The organism is Planctomycetota bacterium, from assembly GCA_016235865.1.
Taxonomy (GTDB): Bacteria; Planctomycetota; MHYJ01; order JACQXL01; family JACQXL01; genus JACRIK01.
In genome coordinates, this window is sequence record JACRIK010000003.1 from 108,291 (window position 1) to 131,901 (window position 23,611).

Sequence of the window (23,611 nt, forward strand, 5' to 3'; positions counted from 1 at the left end):
ATATAGTTACTATATAGTGGACTAAAACCCTCTCCCCTTGTGGGAGCGGGCAGGGTGAGGGGGACACCCTCCCCTTAATCCCCTCCCATCAAGGGAGGGGAAAGAGTTTTATTAGGATATCCTATTATGGTTTATATCTGCTGCCGCTCTGAGTAAATCCGCCGTTAACAGCACCGCCCCAGATCATCATCTCCCTGATAGTGCGATCGTTATCAGGTCTGATGAAATCCATCCATAACCCCTTATGATAGGTACGGGCGGTTGGGGCGCCTAAAGAGTTAATGGTGGTCCAGCGGTCAAGTGCCGGGTCATAATGAGCGCCGTCGTTAAGATAGTTACTGCCGTTCCAGCCGCCCCAGACAACCAATTCAGCGCGACTGCGTCCCTGCCAATCGGTCCATTCGGACCAAACCGCATTATGATAGGCCCGGCTGGCCGGCGCATTGAGCGTAGTAATATCTCTCCACGAGTCGGTTACCGGGTCATATATTGCACCGTTATTCAGGTAATTAACCCCATCGTATCCGCCCCAAATAAGCACCTTGTTACGCCAGGTCCAGGAATTCGTGGCATATTTAAGGTCGCCATTTCCATTGTCATAGTAACTGATATAACTCTTCTTAGACTGGTCAACAGCTATATTACTATATTGCCCCACGTCACCGGACTCATCAATAATTACCGGGGCATCCCAGGTAGTCGTATATACAGATGACTTACTGATATACTTGAGTCGCCCATTAGTAGTATCATAGTAACTGATATGGACGGTGGTAGGCGTAGGAGTAATCTTGGAATCTACAGCCAGAGAGCAATATTGCCCGTGGTCTGCAGGAGTGGAATCCGGCTGGTTTTCTATAACAAATGCGCCGGTCACATTAGAGGCAAACTTAAGCCGGCCATTGGTTATATCATAGTAGCTGATATAGATATTATTAATAGAATCAATACCTATAGAAGAATACAACCCGACATCTCCGGCGCTCTCAACGATAACCGGCGCTAAATATGTCCCGGTCGTACTCATAATCGCATATTTAAGGTCGCCAGAGGTCTCATCGTAATAACTGATATACGCCTTATTAAGGTTATCAGCGGCAATAGAGGTGTATTTCCCGACCGTAGCGGTGTTGTCAACGGTAACCGGCGCATTCCACGAGCCGGTCACGCCGCTAATATATTTAAGGGCGCTATTAGTCGCATCGTAGTAACTGATATGGACTAAATTACCGGTCCCGATAGCAATATCGGTGAACAATCCGACATCACCACCACTATCAAGCGTATCTGTCTGCCAGGTTGCAAAAGCAGTGCTGCTAATGGCATATTTAAGGTTGCCATTAGTCCGGTCATAATAACTTACATGGAGACGACCGGTAGAATCAATGGCAATACTGGTGTATTCGCCTACTCTATTCCCAGCCGGGTCTACATTTACGCCAACCGAATCCCAGGCGCCGCTTTCATTTGTGGTATATTTCAAGTCGCTCGAAGTGTAGTCATAATAAGCCACATGGGCCCGGCCTGACGGAGACAACACAATAGAAGAATACATTCCGATATCATTAGTAGTAACTGTATTATACGTAGTCCAGCCCTCTTCCGAACCGGCTCCGGTCCAGGCCGCGGTATGGCCTTCCCGCCCGACAAACCCCAGAGGCGGTGTTGATGTGCTTTGCCAGGTATCGGAAATCGGTATATACCTGCCGCCGGTGTTAAGGCGGTTATTACTGACGGATTGCCCGCCCCAGACAACCATCTGCATAGGCGTAATGGTATTAGCCCAGACCGCAACATGATTCATCCTTACATCCGGACGGTTAGTGCTGGTTATCGGATACCAGTCCTCTGATTCAAGTTCATAAATAGCGCCATCATTGTAATAATTCGACCCATTATAACCGCCCCAGACTATCATTTCGTTACTGTCATTAGGTCCGTCATAAGCCCAGATGGCTGAATGCCATGCCCGAGGCGCTAATGCGGTGGGTGTTAAAGAAGACCAAAGGCCGCCCCGCCCGACAGCCGGGTCATACCTGCCGCCGGTATTTGTATACGATGTCCCATTAAAACCGCCCCAAACAATCATTGTCGGTGTAATCGTAGTGGTAATAGGGCCGGTCCAAACAGCCGTTTGCCCGTATCGTGCTGTCGGAGCTCCGGAGTTTTTGAGTAATGACCAATTATCCGTAACCGGATTATATCTGGAGCCATTACGGAATGCCTTGGCGCCATTCCAGCCGCCCCAGATAATTACCTGCGGGCTGGCTGTGGTAATAATCCAGCTAGTTCCGTCATACCTATAAACGCTATTTTCATCCTTTACCATTACATACATGCCTGCAACAGGCGTCGTAAAATCCCAGGTGGGCGGACTGTCGTCAATACAAACCGTAAGATAATTCCCATACCCTGCCCAAGCGCCAGCCGCCCCTGTGGAAGATATCAAATACCTGTCATTTAGGACAGGTGCCGGGGGAGGGGTTGCTAAATCTTTATCTAAAACCGGTTTCTGCCAATTAAAGTTAGTGAAGACCATGGTATGGAATTCGCGGCTGACCGGCGGTCCAATCATAGGCGCAGGTACCTCTATCCAGGAATCAGTTGCCGGATTGTATCTTCCGCCGTCGTCAAGATAGCCATCAACACCCTCGCCGCCCCAGACAATCATTTCCGTACCGGTCCAGACCGCCGTATGCCCTTCGCGGCCAACCGGGGTTTCAGCCGTTGTAGTCATAACCAGCCAATAATTGCCTGTCGGCCTATAAAGACCACCAGTATTTAAGTAACTGCCATTATACCCTCCCCAGGTAAGCATCTGGGTACCGGTCCAAAGCGCCGTATGCCCGGTACGGGAAGTAGGACAATTAACTGCCGGTAAGGTCGTCCAGGCATCATTATAAATAGACCTGTACGTCGGCGGTTCCAACTGTACGACATAATCCCGTGGAGAAGCCGGCGTATATCTGCCGTCAGAGCTGGTAAGGATAGTACCGGTATTAATCGGATAAAATATACTGCCGGTATTTCCGCCAAAAATACACATCTGGCTTCCGGTCCAGACTGCGGTATGTCCGTTTCTGGCTGCAGGCGTGGAAGACGCTGGATAAGTAAATTCATACCAGGCATTATCAGAAGCGTACCAAATACCGCCGGTATCAAGTGTATCCCCAGCAGTATTTATGCCGCCCCAGATAAGTAATCTCCGGTTTTGCTCATCCCAAACGCCTGTATGACCACCTATGATTTGCAAAGGCAAAGCAATAACCTCGCCGGTCCTCGCAATAGGCGCATCAATTGTTCTGCTAAATGGAACAGCTGTTAACACATATTGATAGTTATTCCAAACATTCTGCAAGGTATAATACTGATTTGAACTCTGCAGAGGAAGAGAAGTCCAGGTGTCACTCCAAATATCATATCGTCCGCCAGAATTAAGACGCTCATATTGAGCCGGGAAATAATCGCTCCGCCAGGTATAACCACCCCAGACAATCATCTGGCCCGATACACCTAATCCCGGAGACCAAACCGCAATATGGTTACTTCTTGAGATAGGCGCGTTATCAGGGTCAAGAAGCGGCGTCCAGGTATCATTAGCCGGGCTGTATCTTGCCCCGTCATTAAGGAAATCCATATCAGAATTTCTGCCGCCCCATATTATCATTTCGCTGCCGGTCCAGATAGCGGCATGCCCGGTCCTGGTGGAAGGCGAACCGATATCGTTTATGTAGTCCCACTCATCCATCGTCGGGTTATAACGAACCCCATCTCCAAAATAGGTGACATCGGCTCCCGAGATAACATGTCCGCCCCAGAGAAGCATCTCTGTCCCGGTCCAAACCGCGGTATGCCCCACCCTTCCTTCAAACATACTGAAACTCGCGTTTGAGTTTGGCTTCCAGGGCGAGGTGGTGGAATCAACCACCATAGCGAACGGCGCATTGGTGGCAGTTGTATCACCGAAAGCATTTGACGCTTTCACCCGCCAATAATACGTGCCGATATCCGGCAGGGCGTCTATGGTCAATGTGAAAGACGTGCTATTTCTGGCAATACCAGTTGCGGTATAAACTAGTAAACCGGATGTAAAGGCCGTATTTGTCGCCACCTCTATGGTGTAGCCGGTTTCACCCACGCTATCATTCCATGTAAGCATTGGGGTATACGAAAGAATCGTCGAGCCGTTTACCGGCGAGGCAATATTAAACGGGTCTGGCGGTGTGCTGGGCACAAAGGTATCAAATACGCTGTAAAAAATCGTCTCATAAGGTTCGATATTATTGGCCGTAGTGGTTCCGTAATCATTAACCGCGATTACCCGCCAGTAATAAGTCCGCCTGGTGTTAAGAACGCTCGGTTGCACATTATAAGTATTCGTTACCCCAACCGGTTCATTACGCACAACCGTCCCGGTAATTGAATCCAAGTATATCTCCACTATATAACCAGTCGCATTAGCTGCATACGTCCAGGTTAATGTCGGTGTTAAATTCACCTCTACGGTCCCGCTAACCGGCGTGCCTAATTGGAATGCTCCCGGAGGCGCTCCAGCCGTGAATTGGAACGGCGTATTTGTTGCCGTGGTGTTTCCTGAAGCATTCCGGGCTATCACCCGCCAATAATATAAGGTAGTGCCAATCAATGTCCCGCCGGGAATAGTAACCGCGGTAGTGCTGGATGAAATTGTCGCATTCTCATAGACTATCGTTGTCGGAGTAAACGTGGCTGCGGTAGACACCTGCAATGTATAACCGTCTAATATCGTAGATACTGACCACATAAACACCGGTGTCAGCGTATAAATAGTCTGGCCATTTAATGGTTGTGATAAATTAAAAGCAGTGGGAAGAACCTGGGTGGTAAAGTTAAACGGTCCGTTACTGGCAATGGTCTGTCCCTGCCCCTGGTCGTTGGAGGCAATCACGCGCCAGTAATATGTCCGGGCTGTTTCTAATATCCCGTTTGGTATCTGGAATGACGTGGCCGAAGTAACCAAAGGAGTCGTGGTCACAAGAGAGGCAAAAGAAAGGGAGTTGCTTATCTGCAACGTATAGGTAACCACATAAACAGAACTAGTCCAGGTGAAGGTCGGCGCCAGAGAATCCTGAATGATGCTGTCACTGCTGGGCGAGACAAGATAAAAACTTAACGGAGCCGTAGTTGGCGTAAAGGCATACGGCTGATTTGAAGCGAGTCGCTGGCCATAGTCATTCACCGCGGTTACCCGCCACCAATAAGTAATCCCCATTTCCAGGGCATTTGACGGAACCGTAAATGATGTTGTGGTGATACCCCGGTTTTCATAGCGATACGGCTCCACAAAGGTCATGTCATCATCAATCTGCAGATAGTATGTGGTGGCCAGATTAGACGGACCCCACTGAAGTGTTGGTGTCAGCGAACCCATTACACTCCCGGAAATCGGCATTGATAAACTAAAAGCCGCCGGCGTTACATTAACAGAGAAAATTAATGGGGCGTTGTATGCCACGCGTCTGGTCGCATCAGTGGTAAATTCGTTTGCGGCAGATACGCTCCATAAATAATTCTGCCCGCTGGACAGAACACCGCTGGGCAGGGTAAAGGAAGTCGTCGCGATATTAACGTTTTCATACACCAGCGAGGAAGTGCTGGTAGAGGTAATTTGTAATGCGTAGGTAGTGGCCCGCTCTGAAACGCTCCAGGTAAAAGTAGGCGTAACAACCGTAAAAACAGTTCCGGTTACCGGCGTAGCCAAAGTAAAACTACGCGGTCCGACATCAACGAAAAATCTATAAGGGGCGTTGGCTGCCGTAGTGGTTATTGGTGTGTCATTAGATATCGCTATCACCCGCCACCAATACCATTGCTGGTTAACTAATCCGCCGCTTATTGTATACGACGTGGTGGTAATCCCAAGAATAGTTGCCGGACTATTAAAATCTATATCCGTTGCTATCTGCAGGGTATATTCGTTTGCCAGGTCTGATATCGTCCAGGTAAATGTCGGGGCCAGGGTATCAATCGTTGTCCCTGAAATAACCGTGGACAAAGTAAAGGCGCGGGGCTTTACATCGGTTCTGAAAGACAACGGCGCATTGGAAGCCGTCCTGGTTACTCCGGTGGTATTATTAGCCATTACCCGCCACCAATAGGTTTGATTATCAGAAAGCCGGCCAGCCGGCAGAGTGTATGCCGCGGAAGTAATGGCCGGAAAAACCATTGTCGTGGTAAAGGTCATCACCGGCGATACCTCCAGGGTATATTCAGTAGCCAAGTTGGATATGGACCAGGAAAAATCCGGTGTCAGGGTGGAAATCACGCTGGCGCTTATCGGTGACGACTGATTGAACGACTGCGGAGTGACATCAATCGTAAATGAATAAGGCGGATTAGTATTGGTCGCTGTTGTCTCGCCTACGTTATTAACAGCTGTCGCTTTCCAATAATAGGTAGAACCGTTTTGTAGAACGCCTGGGGGAACGCTAAAAGACGTGTCTGTTATGCCGCTATAACTCAAAATAGTTGGCGTATAAGAAGTATTCAATGATATATCCACTCGATACGTAGTCGCCTGGGTAGCTCCGGTCCATGAAAGAGTCGGCGTTATAGTTTGCTGGGTGCTACTTATCGCCGGGGCGGAAAGAAGGAAAGAACCCGGAGCGCCAACTACATAGAATGCGGCCGGGGCGTTTGAAGCATATGTAGTTCCACCCGTATTAAAAGCGCTGACCCGCCAATAATAGGTTACCCCATTGGATAATGTGCCGGGCAATGCGGATGCCATCGAATAGGTGGTTGTTACGGGTAATATAGTTGAATATACCACGGGAGGATTAAAAGAGTTTTCCGTATCTATCTCGACAGTGTACCCGCCTGCCTGGGCTGACTCAGACCAGATTAGCGTCGGCGTAGTGCTGTATATTGTTTCACTCGGAGGAATCGGAGACAGCAAATTAAATTGTCCTGGTGTAATACCGGTATTAAAAGTAAATGGCGCATTGGAAGCCACAGTTGACGTTCCGGTGTCTCTATCCACCGCAATTACCCGCCAGTAATAGGTGGTGTTTGGCTGTAATGTGCTGGCGCCTATCTGGAACGCAGTTGCATCGCGGCGAATATTGGTGTTCTGAAAAACCGGTGTGCCGGAAGGATATGCGCTCTGCGTGAAAATCTGTAAGGTATATGAAGTCAAGTCAACCGGGAATGCGGTCCATCGAAATGTCGGTTGTAACCCTGTCGTGCTACCGGTAGTCGGATCTATCAGAAGAAATTGCCCGCTGCTGCCTCCTATCATTCTTACCTGGCTTTGCGTACCCAGGCATCCGCCCCCCTGGCCGAATCCGCCTATGCCAAACGAGGCTACCAACATCAATAACATAAACCATACTAATTTATTATGCCTTACCATATATTCCTCCTCACTGTAATTATTATCGCTGACGCTAATTAAAGATTCTTTTTCTATCCCAAATAACCAATAAGTCAAGATAAATTATACTAAAAATTAATATTATCCTCCTGAGAGAGCACTCCCTTCTTTCCGGTTAATCATACCCCTATTTACGGGAAAAGTTGCATTTTATCAAGCACGAAATTATCCTTGACTTTCCATTAAATAATGCTATATTAATACCATGAAAGAGATGCCTCGCCAATATATAGAATCACGGATAAAATCACTGAGGCGAAAAGTGCGACTTTGGTTCCTGGTCGACGGACTGAGCCGCCTGATTATCTTTCTCTTGCTATATCTTGCCTTTACTTTCTGGGTTGATTACCTTATCCGCAACCTGCCCGCCCCGTTGCGGCTATGCTTCCTTGCCCTAACCGTTATTATAACCGTTTGGACATTGATAAATAAAACCATTATTCCTGTTATCCGGCTGAATAAAATGCCGAATGACGCCTTGATATTCCTGATAGAGAAACAATTCCCCGCCCTAAAGGAGCGCCTGATTAACCTCTGGCAGTTATCAGAAAAGACCATAGCGCCGCAATTGGCTCAAGAAGTAACGCCACTTTCCCGGTCATTTGATTTTACCAAAATCCTGTTCCCTCACCCGGCGCGCAAATTACTCTTAGGCGCCCTCGCATTATTACTGCTTTCTATTATAGCTGTCACTTTTTATCCGTCTGAATTAGGCATCTGGGGCAAACGTCTTCTGGGCGGCAACGTCAGCTGGCCCAAGCGCACACTTCTGGCCGTAAAGGTGGCGCCTGATTATACCATTGCCAAAGGCCAGAACCTCTCCGTTATTGCCTGGCCTGCCAAAGGGCCACGCCTGAGCGCTGCATATATAATGACTGAAACAGCCGGAATGCCCAATAGCAAATGGGAGCGCATGCTCCTGACCCAGGCCAAAGACCGAAAGGCGGAATTCGCTAGCGCGGTCACTGCGGTGTTCAGATACGACTTCTCAAAGGTGCAATCTCCATTTCGTTTTATGCTCAAAGGCGGCGACGACCAGACCGATTGGATTGAAATTAAGGTGCTCGACGCTCCCTCGTTGGAAAAAATCTCCGTCAGTTATGATTATCCTCATTATACCGGCATGGAAAACAAGACCGAAACCGGCGGCAATATCAAGGCGCCGGCCGGCACAAAAGCCACCATTAACGCCGTATCTAATACCCTATTGAAGTCCGCTTCATTATTGCTGGATTCCAACCCATTACCTCTGGCAGTGGACAACAATACTTCCATATCCACAACCATCACCGTAGCCAAAGACTCCAAATATTCGCTCAATTTTGTGGGAACCAACAGCCTCAAGAACCTTGATCCCATCGAATACTCCATAAAATCAATTCCGGACAGCCATCCGGCTATAAAAGTAGTCGAGCCGTCCAACGAGATTCAATATGTCACGCCGGACGCAGCCGTCCCCCTCAGGGCAATCGTCAACGATGATTACGGAATCTCCGACTCGCGTATTATCTATATCCGCAGCGATAGCGCATCAGCGCCTGAATCAGATAACTCCGGCGCCATTACAAATGCGTCCCAAACCTTTTACCGCTACGCCGGCCCTTTCTCAAATAAAATAGAATTATCCACCGCCTTGGACTTAAAACCCCTTAACCTCAGTGACGGCTTGTATCTAACCTTGAACTTTATCGCCACTGATAATTGCGAAGTCGCAACGGAGTCCCGATTATTTCGGGACGGATTGTCTTCACCGCAAACCACCACCTCTTCGGATTATTCCCTTATCATCATCAGCAAACCACAAATGGCCCAAAAAATAGAGGAAGCTATAATCCAGCTCAAGGACGACCTCAAGAAGACCGTCCAGATACAGGAAGCCGCCCGGCAGGCGCCGGACATCCAGCCGTCCCTGACCAACCAGCGCCGGGTCACCCAGGAACTCAATAACGCCTCGGCCATGCTGGCCAATATCCTCAAGGATATCAGTATAAACAAGCTCTTCTCGGCTGACACGACCGACAAGCTCGCTTCGGTCCAGGATACCCTTAGTAAACTGGCCAATGCCAAATCTCCGGCCGTCCAGCAATCGCTGGAAAAGGCATCGGCGACAAAAGACCCCGGGGACGACCAAATCGCCCGCGCCGAGGCCGAGCCAAAACAGGCGGAAATCGCCGACAACCTCAAAACCACACTCAACACACTGGAGCAATGGGAGGACTACCAGGAGGTGATCAATAACGTCCGCGACCTCCTGTCCGAAACCCGCAATCTCTCCGAACGGATAAAAAAGCCGCTCTCAGATGAACCGTCGTCCCGGGAGCTGGAAAAAGACCGACTTAATGAACAGGCCCAAAACCTCCGCAAGGAATCAGATAACCTCTCCAAAAAGATGGCCCGCGTGGCGGACAAGCTAAAGGACTCGCATCCCTATTACTCGGACAAACTCAAAACCGGACTGGAAAAACTTCAGGCCGATAATAACCTGAATAACAATCTCCTTTCACTGCTCTCCGATCTGGCCTCATCACTGGCCGGCCAGGCCATAAATGATGCGGGAAACATCCAAAACTCCTTCTCCGCCCTGCTTGATTTCCTGGAAGATCGGGTCAGCCCGGAAGAAATCCAGAAGAAACTGGCCGAGCTGAAGAAAATGATGGAGCAAGTCAGCGCATTAAAGAATGAAGAAGAGAAGCTCTTTAATGATACCGCCGGGGTATTGGACCCGACCGGCCGGATATCGGCCGTGGCCCAGGAACTAGATTCGCTCCTACTCGACCAGAAAGCACTGAAAGAGGTTACTGCCAAAGCCCTGGCCGAAACATCCGGCGAAAAACTGGACGACATACTCAAGAAACTGGCTGAGGAACAACAATCCTTAAAAGACCAGGCCAAAGCTATGGCTGACCGACTGACCCAGGCAAACTCACAACTCAAACCAGCCAACCCGGATGTCCAGGAAGCGGGTAAATCCCTGCAGGCATCATCGGATAAAATGTCCCAGGCCAACCAAGACATGGCCAAATCCGCCCAGCAGCCGACCGCCGAAAACAAGCAACAATCAACCGAAAAACAAAAAGACGCGCTCCAGGACCTGCGCCAAGCCAGGGAATCATTGAAGAAATTCCTTAACCGCCAGCTGGCTGAAGAGGAAAAACGTAAGCTGGAACGCCTGGCCAAGCGCCAGAAAGAGATAAAAGAGGCCACCGAAAAGGCCGCTAAAGAATCAGACAATGATTCCCGGGAAACACTCCAGGGCGCGGCCCAAAAGATGTCCCAGGCCCAGAATAACCTGTCCGGCTCCAAACCCCAGGACGCCCAGGAGGACGAACAGGCCGCCCTGGAAGAACTGGAACGGCTCTACGAAACGCTGGCCAATAAAATAGACGAACTGGAACAGCGCAAGAAACAGGACCAGCTCGAGAAACTGTCCACGATGCTTAAGAACATCCTTGACCCACAGGCCGATATTAATATCCGGACATCAGAAATACTTGATAAAGCCGAATTGAATCGCCAGGATGCCCTGGCCCTGAAGAAACTATCGACCGAGCAACTCCACCTGGCGGATAACGCCATGGAAATCAAGAAGAAACTTGATGCCGAAAAATCTACGGCCTACTCATATGAAACCAACAATATCCGCGACGAGATGCAAACCGTTGCCAAGTTGCTAGCCGGCCCGTCGCCTAAGGACGACTCAAACTATATCCGGGAAATCCAAGCCGACATCATTAAAAAAGGCCGGGAACTGCTGACTGGCCTTAAGACCGAAATGAACAACCGCAAACCACTCCAGGCCGAAGGACAGGGGATGGATGAGGAAGACAAACTGATTTCCGAACTGGCTGAATTGAAGATGACCAAAACCATACAGGAAGAGATCATCTCCCGGACCGAGGCGCTCAAAAAGGAACTGCTCAAAGACCCGGATAACCCGGACCCGGCCCTGAATGCCCTGTTACAGCGCCTGTCATCCGAACAGGGCCATCTGGCTGAAATGATTAAAGAGCTGACTAAACTAATCAAGGAGAAAAAAGCCCGGCACCAAAACCCGTAATACTCTCGCTGTGTCATTCCCGCGAAGGCGGGAATCTACTTAGATATTATGACAAAACTAATTTACTTTATATTTATTATCAGCGTCCTCTGCGCCTCAGCGATAAATCCGTTATACCCGGCCGATGACGAAAATATCGACGACCTCATAGACAACCTGGACAAAAAACTAAAGCCGGCGCCGGTGGAGGAAAAAACGGATATCATTGACACGCTTGCCAAGGTGGTCGACCTGATGGAATCAGCCGAGGACCGGCTTTCATCCGCCAGCAACTGGACGCCAAGCACCAAAACCGATACCGCGACGGCGGAGCCGCAGCGGAGTCCCGATAATCTCGGGGCCGAGAAAAGACAGCAGGAAGCGTTGGACGAACTCAACAAGCTCTTTGACCAGATCAAGAAACTCCAGTCCGAGGCCAGCCAGAACCTGAAAAAGGTCATTGACTCAGCCGTGATTATGGAACCCAAAGGCAGTAGTTCGGGCAAGAAACCCAAGCCTAAACCAAAGCCCAAGCCCCAGCCACAACCCAAGGACAAGTCCGACCAGGACCCGGCCCCGCGCGCCTATGATGCCAAGGCCGACCTGCCTGACCCCTATACCCCGCGCAAATCCGACGGCAAGAAATGGGGTAACCTACCCCCCAAACTGCGCGATGAAATCATCCAGTCCGCCCAGGAGGAATTCCTGCCCGAATACCAGGACCGGCTATCCCGCTATTACAAAATCCTGGCCGGCGAAGCCGATACGGAGTCCCGATAATTTCGGGGCGAAGAATAAATAAAATTCCACAGTAATTATCTTGACAAGGTGTTTTTTACGGGCTAATCTTATTCATAATAAAGGAGGAACGCCTAATGAAAAAGAATAATGACACCTCTAAAGAAAGGGAATCCATTCTCTCTTCAAAAGGCACCAGACGCGACTTCCTCAAGAAAGCCGGCAAGGTCACCTTGATATCACTCCTGCCGATTTTCACCTCGGTATTCACGCCGGGTTGCGGCCTGCTTTGCAAGGATTGCTGCACCTCCTGCACGGACAGTTGTACCGGTTGCACCGGCAGCTGCACCGGCTGCACCAGCAATTGCACCGGTTGCACCTACAGTTGCACGGGTTGCACATCCTGCACATCCTGCACTGGTTGCATCGGCTGCATCACCCTGAGATAATCAGGCCGGGCCGGACGCGGGAATATAATGAAACTTACAAAGTACCTGGTTAAGTTCGAGAGAAACAATTCGCTCCTGTTATTAAACAGCGCCACGGTCAGCCCCATCCTCATCGAAAAAGGCAAGAACTACATCCTCAATCTCCTCAAGGACGTCAACCGGATAAAAGACAAGGACATCCTGGACTTCCTGGCTTTCCACAGAATTATCGTGCCGGATGACGACCCGGAGGAGTACGGCATCAAGGCCGTCCATACCAGCTGTCCGCCCGAACGGCCGCATGGTCGGTCCGGCGTCACCCTCTACCTGCTCCTGTCCCAGGGCTGCAACCTGGGCTGCATCTATTGCTACAACGGCGAAGAAACCTACGGCACCTCCAAAAAACTTATGATGCCGGATGCGGTGGCCTTCAAGGGCATTGACCTGGTGGCCCAAACCGTGCCTAAGGACCAGGAATTCAGCGTGGTCTTCCTGGGCGGCGAACCGCTCCTCAACTGGTCACTAGCCAAAAAGGTCGTCCTGCACTGCGAGGACAAGGTCAGAAAGGCCAGGCCGGACCTGAAACTCCGCTACCACCTGACTAGCAACCTCTCAATGTTGCCTCCAGACCTGATTAAATGGGGCAAGAAATACCAGTTCACCTTCCTATGCGACATTGACGGCGACCGGAAAATCCACAACCTCACCCGGCCTTACAAAGACGGCCGCGGCTCGTATGACAAAATCACGGACAATATCCGAACGCTCACTAAAGGCGGCATCAAGGTCGGACTGCGCTCGACCGTCACAGTCCACAATATGAATGCCATCAAGCGCATCTCCCGACTCCACAAGAAAATCGGCGGCTCCAGCTCGGCCTTTGTGCCGGTCAATGCCATCACCTCGGATGAGGACATCCTGCCAAAGAAGTTACTGCCTAATCCAAACATCGTGGCTAAAGGGTTAAGGGACCTGGTCCGGAGCAACCTATGGGAAAAGGAAAATCTCTTTCCCTTCAACGAATATCTGGAACGCATCCGGCGCCGGGAACGCAACATGTGGTGCTGCGGCGCGCCCCTGGGCAATACCCCGGTCCTGGACGTCAACGGCGACATCTACGCCTGCCTCTACCTGGTCGGCATCAAGAAATACCGGCTGGGTAACATCTTCTCCAGGGAAAAATACCCGCGCCAGTCCGTGGTTAATATGATGATGGACGTCATCAATATCGACAACGCGCCTGAATGCCGGGCCTGCAAACTCCGGTATCTCTGCGGCGGCGGCTGCCCGGTCGGCCGGCTGATTGTCAAAGGCAACGCCAAGGCAGATAAGGACATCGTCAAATATACCAAAGACGTGGCCTGCAAGGCCAACCAGGCCATGATTGAAGAAGCCCTGTGGTATTACGCCAAGAAGATAAAAGAGAAACCGGCTAGGCTCAAAGCAGCTCCGAATAAAAGAACCCCTGCGCCTGTATCCTAAAACAATAGCTCCTGATTTCCTAGCCTCCTTATAAAAGTATTTCTTCCTGCCTTCGTGTCTTAGTGGCGAAATTATTTGACTTTCGCCCTACCCTTTCTATAATCCTAAGTTTCCGGTAATCGGTTTAATCGGCTGAATGCGCTTAATCCGCTTACGCAATTGACTTATGAAAAAATTAGCCCTGATTGCCTTAGGCGGTAACGCCCTCTTGAAACCCGGCCAAAAGGGCACCATCAGCGAACTGGAACACAACGCGGCCGAGACCTGCCGGTACCTGCTGCCCTTAATCAAGCACGACTGGCAGATAGTCCTGACCCACGGCAACGGACCCCAGGTCGGCTCCACCCTGATTCAGCACGAGGCGGCCAAGGACCTGGTTCCGGCCATGCCGCTCGATGTCTGCGTGTCCGAAACCCAGGGCTCGCTCGGTTACATCTTCCAGCAGGGCATACTGAACGAACTCCGCCGGAATAAAATCGAGCGCTACGTGGTCACCATGATTACCCAGGTGGTGGTAGACAGCAAGGACAAGGCCTTCAAGGAACCCACCAAACCCATCGGCCCGTTCTATACCAAGAACCAGGCCGAGGCGCTCAAAGCCGAAAAGAAATGGACCATGATTGAGGACAGTGGCCGGGGCTTCCGTCGGGTCGTGCCCTCGCCCACCCCGGTCAAGATTATCCAGCGCATCATGATAAAGGAACTGGCCCAGTCCGGCCATATCGTCATTGCCGTGGGCGGCGGCGGCATCCCCATCTACAAGAAAGCCGATAATGACTACGAAGGCATCGAGGCGGTGGTTGACAAGGACCTGGCCTCGAGCATCCTGGCCGCGGAAATCAAGGCCGGCATGTTCATTATTCTCACCACTGTCCCTAAGGTCTATATCAACTTCGGCAAAGCCAATCAGCAGGGCATTGTCCGGATGACCGTATCACAGGCAAAAAAGTATCTGGACGAGAACCAGTTCGGCACCGGCAGCATGAAACCCAAGGTGGAATCGGCCATCAATTATCTGGCCAAGATTGACGGCAAGGTCATCATCACCTCAGCCGAGAATTTAGCGGAAGCCATGGAAGGCCGCTCCGGCACGACCATTATATCTGATATAAAGAAGAAAGAGGATGAGGGTAACTTATTACTGGATTTTAATAAATAGAATTGCGTAAGCAGATTAAGCGGATATGACTGATTAAGCGGATGGAAAATCTGTTTACTTGCTGTTAGACTTTAGTCGTTACAGCAAGTTATCCCGATTTATCGGGGCCAATCCGCAAAATCAGCTTAATCCGTGTACAAATAATTATTATTAGAAAAGGAGTTTTTATGCCAAAGAAGTTATCCCTAAAAGGCCGGGACTTGTTAGCCATGAGCGACCTGTCCACCCCGGAAATCGAACTCATCCTCAAGACCGCCCGAACCATCAAGAAGAACCCCAAGAAATACTCATCCGCTCTGAAAGGCAAAAACCTGGGCATGATATTCCAAAAGCCCTCGACCCGAACCCGGGTCTCATTCGAGGTGGCCATGTATCAGTTGGGCGGCCAGGCCCTGAACCTGAGCGCCAACGAACTCCAGTTGAAGAGAGGCGAGACCGTAGCTGACACGGCCCGGGTCTTATCGCGCTTCCTGGACGCCATGACCGCCCGGGTCTATTCCCATAACGATGTCCTGGACCTGGCCAAATACGGCACCATCCCGGTCATCAACGCCCTGTCCGACTACGAACACCCCTGCCAGGCGCTGGCTGATGTCCTGACCATACTGGAACACCGCAGTGACCGCGACGGCGGACGCCGCAGTGGCCGCGGAAGCGAACATAAGACATCATTACAAGGCCTGAAAATCACCTACATCGGTGACGGCAACAATGTCGCCCATTCGCTGGTCCTGGCCGTGGTGCAATTAGGCGGCTATATCGAGGTAGCCACGCCCAAGGGTTACGAGATGCAGGATACGCTCATCAATCTGGCGCACCACGTCTCAGCCAAGACCGGCGGCAAACTGGTCATCTCCAAAAACGCCCAGGATACGGCGGACCAGGCTGATGTGATATATGCCGATGTCTGGACCAGCATGGGCCAGGAAGAGGAGCACAAAAAGCGCCTGGCCGATTTCCAGGGCTTCCAGATTAATTCCGAACTGCTGGCCCGGGCCAAAAAGGACTGCATCGTCATGCACTGCCTGCCGGCCCATCGGGGCGAGGAAATCACGGACGAGGTGGTGGACGGCAAGAACTCGGTGGTCTGGGACCAGGCCGAGAACCGGCTCCACGCCCAAAAAGCGCTGTTGTATCTGGTGCTGGGCAAATAACAGGATAGCCACAGAGACACAGAGAGCACGGAGAAAACAGGATTTATGGACTCTGTTACTAAATCTAAAATAATCATTGCAGGTATTGTTTGGGTTTTAGCCATAATCACCTGGTGGTATGCCATAAAGAAAATACCCTTTAGATTCCTGATACAGGATACAGCAATTGGCTTGGGTGTAATAATAGGCCTATTTGTTATGCTCGAGATTGTTTCACGCAAATACAAGTTAGGTGGCATAGAAATAATTAGTGAATGGCCGTCAATGTGGATCGGCTTTGTGTTATTTATATTAGCAGGCGGAGCTATTATAAGATATCGAAATTTCATTAGAACAAAAGAAACTATAAATACGGAAGAAAAGAAGTAATTCTTTGTGACCTTTGTGTCGGAGTTTACACTGAGCGCAGCGAATGTGTGGTGAATAATTATGTTGCTATTTGAACTAAGCTCGGCACTGCCGAGCGTGACCACGAGCACCTGCGGAGCGGAGTGAATCTAAGCGTTTATGTTATTATTTGAACCCCGTAAAGTCGGCCAATTAGAAGCCAAGCCCTGTCCCGATATATATCGGGACTGGTCGGGAGCACCCACTGGAGCGCACCGGGAGACACCGAAGCGAAGTAAAATAAACATTTATGTTACTCTTTGAACCCAGACGTGTTGGTAATCTTGAAACCAAGAACCGCCTGATGCGTTCGGCCACGGCCGAGCGGCTGGTGGACAAGTCAGGCGGCATAACAGACGGCCTAATCGCCTGCTACAAGCGCCTGGCTGAATCAGAGGTCGGCACCATCATCACCGGCTACACCTCGATTCATCCCCGGGGCCGGTCCGGCTGGCAGATGATGTCCATAGACCACGACGACTTTATCAAAGGCCTGCAACGGCTCACCAAGACCGTGCACGAATACGAGGCGCGCATCCTGGTCCAGCTCTGCCACAGCGGCCGCTATGCGCCTTCCATATTAATCAACGCCCGTCCGCTGGCCGTCTCGGTCAGCCCGGAGGATATGAAAGGCGACCTACCGCCATCGGAAGCCACGGACAAGGAAATCGAAGAGGTGATTAATGCCTTTGCCCAAAGCGCCTATCGGGCCCGGGAGGCCGGGTTTGACGGCGTCCAGATTCACGGAGCCCACGGTTATCTGGTCTCCCAGTTCCTGTCACCGGCTATGAACAAACGGACCGACCAATGGGGTGGAAATGTTGAAAATAGAGCCCGGTTCCTGAAAGAGGTCATCCAGCGCATCCGTCAAAAGGTCGGGACTGACTATCCAATCTGGCTAAAATTAAACTGTGAAGACTTCATTCCCAACGGCCTGACACTGGCTGACTCCATATCTACAATCCAAAATCTAAAATCCAACAATGCCCTACCCGATGCTATTGAAATCAGCGGCGGGTGCACCTTTCCCGAGGTCATCCGCAAGGATATCCTCTCGCCTGAAAAAGAGGCATACTTCTTACCTCAGGCCAAGCAATTCCGCAAGGAGTTTCCTAATCTACCGCTGATATTGGTCGGCGGCCTGCGCACCCGGGGCGTGATGGAAAAGGTATTGGGCGAGGAAAAGATGGATTTAGTATCAATGAGCCGACCGTTCATAAGGAATCCGGGATTCGCCCTGGAACTCAAAAAAGGCGGTAAACAATCCGATTGCATCTCCTGTAACCTGTGTCTGGGCGCCAAAAAAGAGCCGGTCCGATGCCGGGCCACGGACGAGGCCATTGCTAAGGTGTTGGGAAAATAGCATAGAGCAATTTCACTAAAACTATTAATACCTCTCGATGCATTGTATATAACCGAAAATCAAAAACGGACAAAAAATAGAATTTTGTGTAAAAACCCCGGCCTGAATGGACTAAGATTATATTACCTCAAAACTGATGTTATGTTAGTTCAAAGCTGATGTTATGTTAGTTCAAAACTAACATTATGTTAGTTCAAAGCTAATGTTATGTTAGTTCACAACTAATGTTATGTTAGCTCAAAGCTAATGTTATGTTAGTTCAAAGCTAATATTATGTTAGCTCAAAACTAATGTTATGTTAGTTCAAAACTGATATTATGTTATCTCAAAGCTAATGTTATGTTAGCTCAAAACTGATATTATGTTAGCTCAAAACTAACATAATATTATCCCAAAAGCCAGGCCGGGTATACCGGGGGGAGGGGGTGGGTATACCCGGGGTACCCCCCCCTCCCAGTTAATTTATGCTAAAAATAAGATAACTGCAGTAAAATCAATAGGTAATGTCAAAATTAATCATCTGCAATATGAAGCACTAATGGCACACCTGCCATTCAGCGCAGATTTATGGTCACAGCCCCGTCTTTATCGCCCCTCTGACGGGACTCCCTTTGGTCGCTGGAATGAATGATGATGTCCCTGGCCCGGCAGATGTCCAGGATACCCTCGTCAATCTCGTCCCCGTCCGTATTTATGACTATCTCTGACGGATTGGCCCGGGTTATCAGCTCCTCCAGGTAACTCCGTCCGGTCTTGTCCGGCTTGATGGCAAATCCGTGATGCGGTATCTGGAGTATGTCCGCGCTCAGGTCATTGTTGCTATCGAACAACGCCTTAAGCCCTTCAGCCTGGATGTCGCCGCACAAGAGTACGGTCTTGTTGCCATAGTGGATTTTAATCACCAGCGAGAGGTCGTTTTCGTTCTCTGAAATCTTTTCGCCGGGCGGACCCAGGACCTCGGCAATCACATCTAAATCAAGATTCACTACATCCCCCTGACTGATAGCCGATACCCTAATACCATAATGGCCGAATAACTGCATGGCCAGTTTACCCCAGTAAGTTCTACTAAAATGCGGACTGACCATGACCTCTTTGATTGGGAATTTTTCCAGGATGCTCTGGACTCCGTTGATATGGTCCAGATGCGCGTGAGACAGAATCAGGGTGTCTATCCTGGTGATGCCCTTGTTCCACAGGAAGGGTGATACCACCTGCTCGCCCACATCGCGCGAGCCAAAGGTGCCGCAGTCATAAAGGATGGTCTTGCCATTCGGCGTCCGGAGCACGAAACTGGCGCCCTGCCGGACATCCAGCATAGTCAGGGTCAGCCCATCCTGCTGGCGCGGCATCCCAACGCTAAATGCCCAGATAAGAAACCAACCGAGCATAATTATTAATGCGCCACCCCAAATAAGATTCCCCCTCACCCTTCCCTCTCCCCTAAGGGGAGAGGATAGGTGAGAGGTGCCTTTTCCTGAGGCTACTTCGTCTGACGCCGTTGACGCCATTCTCGTAATGACACTTTGAGAGAATAGTGAATACAACCGGCCCCTAACCAGCCACAACAAGAACAGTCCGTAAAACACCCAGACAAACGCCTGCGGGATATCCGGCAGATAGAAATAGGCAAAAGGAATCCGACTGAATAGGTCCACCACCCAGATCATGGCCCGGGTCAGGAACGCCACCAGCGGAACAAACCAGGAATATATACCCAGCCCAGCCAGCGGCATATTTATGAATCCGAACAGCATTATCAGGAATACCAGCGGTGACAGCACGATATTGGCCAGGATGGACACCGGCGTAATCAGATGGAAATACATCAGCACCAGCGGGAACACGCCCAGCGTGGCGGCACAAGAAACCGCCACGGCGTTAACCAAATATTTCTTAAGGATAATACCCAGCCGTTCCGGCAAGGTCAGCGGAATAAATGCCGGGATGTCTGTTCCGATGGTTTTATATCTCATCAGCGCCAGTATGGGCGTAGTGAAACTGACAATAGAAATGACCGAGAGGAATGAGAGTTGGAAGCCCCCGCTGAATACCTCATTGGGATTATAGGCCGTGATAATCAACCCGGCCAGGGCTATGGAATTCAAGGGATTGGACTTGCGGATGAATATCTCCGAGCCGAAGTAAACCGCTATCATCACCAAAGACCGGGTCACCGGCGTGGACAGCCCGGTTAAGACCGCATACAGTCCGGCGCTGATAATCAATAGAATGGCCCGGTTCCGTCCGGTCACGCCCAACCCGCCCAGGAGCAGGAACAGGAATCCGGCCACCATGGCCAGGTGCAGGCCGCTAACCGAGAGGATATGAATCGTGCCGGTGCGCATAAAATCAGTTTCGATGGTGTCCGGCACGGCCGGCCGTTCGCCCAGAATCAGGGCTTTTAAAAGCGACGCCTGCTCTTCATTAAAATATTCATCGGTCTTGTCAGCCAGGAAATTCCGGAACCGCTGTAACCCGCCCCAAAACCAATTGCCCTGCCCGGTTGCCAGGAGCGTGATATTGTTCGGGCTTTTTATGCGCAGGGTTTTATAGATGCCCTGGCGCTTGAGGAATTGTCCGTAATCAAATTCACCCGGATTGGTCGGGTTGCGCGGAGAGTAGATTTTACCCAACATTCGCAGACGATTACCATATTTGACCTGCGGCAACTGTTCTCTCTTATCCAAACCGTAGAAACTCACCCGGACCAGACCTGACACAATATCACTCTGCCCGGACCAGGATATAGCTTCGGACTGGATAGTGAAACTGCCGGACAGCTCGGACTTACCGCCTGACAGGAATTCGTTCTTGGGCTGGTAATAAAACGGCTCGTCCGTGACCACACCTTCCAGATAGATTGGTACATCATCGTGCGGGAAATTGGTAATATGGTTTGCCGGAATTTGATTAGCAACCAGCAGCCGGACCGCGCCGGTCAGAAAACACAATCCAATCAGCAGGATATCCGAAATAACTGAATGACGCAGGGATTTTATAATCAGCGTAATTATAAAGAACAGGGCGATGATTATAAATATAGGTATGACACACCCCTCGCCCCTCTTGATAGAGGGGAATATATAATCAAACACCACAATGCCGCTGATAAAAGCCAGGGCAATCGGGAACAAAGGACGGGGCGTATCGGTGTTCGTCATCTGATTTATTTTATCGGGCTTTACACTCTACTGGCTATTCGTTGTTTTTATTTGTCGTGTCACTGCGCTGAAGTGTTATTACCTTGAAAGAGAGGTTCAGATTGCGCACCCTCAATCCTATCGAGGAAATACCTTCGTCCTTGCATTTGCCCTGGTATACCAACATATTATTTACAAATAATTTATACTGGGCGTTTTCCCGGACATATTTAGCCGTATTGACCTTCGGATTGGCGTTTGCCAGTTTAATCTCCAGGGTTGTTAATCGGGTTGCATCTTCCGGGAATGTGTTAGTTATCAGGGCCAGCCTGGCATCAGACGGCGGACCGATGGTTTTGGCCAATTCAAACTCAAATTTCAGCACGTAGTTATCGGGCGGCTCATCCTTCCATACCAAAAGAGTGTCAAACCCCTGAACGGGCCGAACGACAATCTGCCCTTTTTCTACGGTCCAGTTTTTTTCTGATTCCGGACCGCCCGGGAATTTCCAATCCTTAAGGTTTTTGCCGTTAAACAGCGGCTGGGGCTGGTCATTTTCGGCTTCTTTCCTGGCTTCCGGGATCACGGCCGGTTGAGATTCATCGTCCGAATAGTCGCCCTGAAAAGTTATCGCGGTAATACAAACCTCCATATTTCGGATGATTATTCCGATAATGGGAATATCCTCCTGTTTAAATCCACACTCGGTTTTGTCCCCGTTCAAAATCGAGGCCACCTGGCCGTTCTTCACTATAATCTCCGCGGTATTCCGGCCGATGGCCATTCCCCGGCCGTAAAAAGCGAAAGTCCGCATATTGACATTATCATTCGGTTTTTTCGTATGCATCACCCCTAAGAGGGACTTGTCGATATCGCCCGTAAATTTTTTCAGCTCAAACTCTACTTTAACCGTAAAGTTTGCCGGGCGTTTCCCGTTCCAGACCATATAAGTATCGTACCCGGGGACCGGACAGGCCATAAGCTTACCGTTTTCCGCTGACCAGCATTTTTTATTGCTGTTGTTGCCAAGAAAATCCCAGTTGCTCAAATCCCTGCCGTTGAAAAGATTAATTTTCCGGCTCGACAACCTCTCTCTTTCAATCGCCAAAATGACATTCTTGTCAATCTTGCCTTTCAGTTCCAGGGCCGGTTTATGGTCCGGGTCAACCTGCAGCACCTTGTCAATCTGCCTGTAAGCAAAACGCTGCCACTTCTTATTAAGGCAGTCCCGGGCGATTTTTAATGCGCCGGTAACATAATCACTTTTCAGCCCGCTGACCTGTTTGCTGTAGGCGTCTATTTTGTCCAGATTGGCCAGAGCCTGGAGCAATAATTCGTTCTCCTCTTTGGAGCGGCCGGCTTTTTGCAGACATTTGATGCAGAACCGGTAATTATACTGGGCGTCCTTATTGTTTTTCAGCTTCTCGTAACAACCTCCCAGATTAAATAACGCCTGGGGAAATCGCCTTTTATAAGATAGCGCTTTATTGAGTTTTTCCGCCGCCTCATCGTATTTATCCTGCTTCATCAGCGCCAAACCAGATTGATAATAAACATCAGCCATTTCAGCATCCTTTTTGGTTTTATCGTCGTTATCATTGATAGACTGCCTGCTTAACTCTTCATTAATCCGATCCAGCTCTTTTGCGGCTTCGGAATCCCGGTCATTGATTTTCAGAACTGTGGAAAATATCTCTTCGGCCAACAGGTAATTCTCTTCTTCTGCAGATAAGGCCCCCAACTTCATCAGCTTGAAAATAAAATCAGCGTCCAGCTCGGAAACCTTCTTGTCTAAAGACAGATATTTTTCCGCCTTGGCCGCCAACTCCTTTTGCAGCCTGGTCAATTCCTCATCAGGGGAATCCTGCCTGTCAATAAGTTCACTGGCTTTCTTGAAATTCTCGCCGCTTAGCTCTTCTTCTTTAAGCATCTTAAAAATATCGCCCAGCAAGGCATGGGCTTGAACGAAATTTTCGTTATTGGAAATGGCTTTAACGGCAAAATCCCGGGCTTTTTCGTATTGTTTGTCTTTGAATGCGCCCAACCCGATACTGTAATACTCCTGGGCTAATTCCAGATTCTGCGAATCAGTCCCGCCGCTTTCATCGCCCTGCCCGCCTGCCGAATTACCGGATACAATTCCCGCGACGCTTGCCAAAAACAGGAAACACAGCAAGCCAAACAGAACTAATAAAATTAATTTAAGTTTTTTCGCCCTAATCATAAAATGTTTCTCGCCGCGCGTTTGTTAAGCATAGTAATAGTCTTCCTGTTTTACTCCGTATTTTATACCAATAAGTCATCAAA

11 protein-coding genes are annotated in these 23,611 nt (G+C 49.9%); 8 read left to right on the forward strand and 3 right to left on the reverse strand.

All coding sequences use genetic code 11. The features are described from left to right. Nucleotides 1–124 precede the first annotated feature (124 nt). Nucleotides 125–7,393 (reverse strand): DUF2793 domain-containing protein, encoded by a 7,269-nt coding sequence (locus HZA49_01930; GenBank protein ID MBI5778200.1) that lies wholly within the window; start codon nucleotides 7,391–7,393, stop codon nucleotides 125–127. Between the two features lie 226 nt (nucleotides 7,394–7,619). On the opposite strand from HZA49_01930, the gene HZA49_01935 reads away from it, so the two are divergent. The 8 genes from HZA49_01935 to HZA49_01970 all read left to right on the forward strand — a co-directional run bounded on the left by HZA49_01935 (nucleotide 7,620) and on the right by HZA49_01970 (nucleotide 18,161). Next, nucleotides 7,620–11,471 carry a hypothetical protein gene (locus HZA49_01935; protein ID MBI5778201.1) on the forward strand — a complete coding sequence of 1,284 codons (3,852 nt, stop codon included), beginning with the start codon at nucleotides 7,620–7,622 and terminating at the stop codon, nucleotides 11,469–11,471. Between the two features lie 48 nt (nucleotides 11,472–11,519). Further along, nucleotides 11,520–12,230 carry a hypothetical protein gene (locus tag HZA49_01940; GenBank protein MBI5778202.1) on the forward strand — a complete coding sequence of 237 codons (711 nt, stop codon included), beginning with the start codon at nucleotides 11,520–11,522 and terminating at the stop codon, nucleotides 12,228–12,230. Nucleotides 12,231–12,325: 95 nt separating this feature from the next. Next, entirely contained in the window at nucleotides 12,326–12,637 is a 312-nt protein-coding gene (locus HZA49_01945) for a hypothetical protein (GenBank protein MBI5778203.1), read from the forward strand. 27 nt (nucleotides 12,638–12,664) lie between these two features. Next, nucleotides 12,665–14,098, forward strand: a complete 1,434-nt coding sequence (locus HZA49_01950) for an SPASM domain-containing protein (GenBank protein ID MBI5778204.1) — start codon at nucleotides 12,665–12,667, stop codon at nucleotides 14,096–14,098. 166 nt (nucleotides 14,099–14,264) lie between these two features. Beyond that, the gene (arcC, locus tag HZA49_01955; GenBank protein MBI5778205.1) at nucleotides 14,265–15,257 is read left to right on the forward strand and encodes a carbamate kinase; all 993 of its coding nucleotides are present in this window, start codon (nucleotides 14,265–14,267) and stop codon (nucleotides 15,255–15,257) included. A 167-nt stretch (nucleotides 15,258–15,424) separates the two neighbouring features. Further along, entirely contained in the window at nucleotides 15,425–16,411 is a 987-nt protein-coding gene (gene argF, locus HZA49_01960) for an ornithine carbamoyltransferase (protein ID MBI5778206.1), read from the forward strand. A gap of 45 nt (nucleotides 16,412–16,456) precedes the next feature. Next, complete coding sequence (locus HZA49_01965) at nucleotides 16,457–16,780, forward strand: hypothetical protein (protein ID MBI5778207.1); 324 nt, start codon at nucleotides 16,457–16,459, stop codon at nucleotides 16,778–16,780. A gap of 268 nt (nucleotides 16,781–17,048) precedes the next feature. Then, the gene (locus tag HZA49_01970) at nucleotides 17,049–18,161 is read left to right on the forward strand and encodes an NADH:flavin oxidoreductase (GenBank protein ID MBI5778208.1); all 1,113 of its coding nucleotides are present in this window, start codon (nucleotides 17,049–17,051) and stop codon (nucleotides 18,159–18,161) included. A 554-nt stretch (nucleotides 18,162–18,715) separates the two neighbouring features. Here HZA49_01970 and HZA49_01975 read toward each other — a convergent pair. Together HZA49_01975 and HZA49_01980 are read right to left on the reverse strand one after the other, a co-directional pair. Then, nucleotides 18,716–21,325 carry a DNA internalization-related competence protein ComEC/Rec2 gene (locus HZA49_01975; protein MBI5778209.1) on the reverse strand — a complete coding sequence of 870 codons (2,610 nt, stop codon included), beginning with the start codon at nucleotides 21,323–21,325 and terminating at the stop codon, nucleotides 18,716–18,718. Nucleotides 21,326–21,359: 34 nt separating this feature from the next. Then, the gene (locus HZA49_01980; GenBank protein MBI5778210.1) at nucleotides 21,360–23,528 is read right to left on the reverse strand and encodes a DUF1080 domain-containing protein; all 2,169 of its coding nucleotides are present in this window, start codon (nucleotides 23,526–23,528) and stop codon (nucleotides 21,360–21,362) included. Nucleotides 23,529–23,611: the final 83 nt, after the last annotated feature.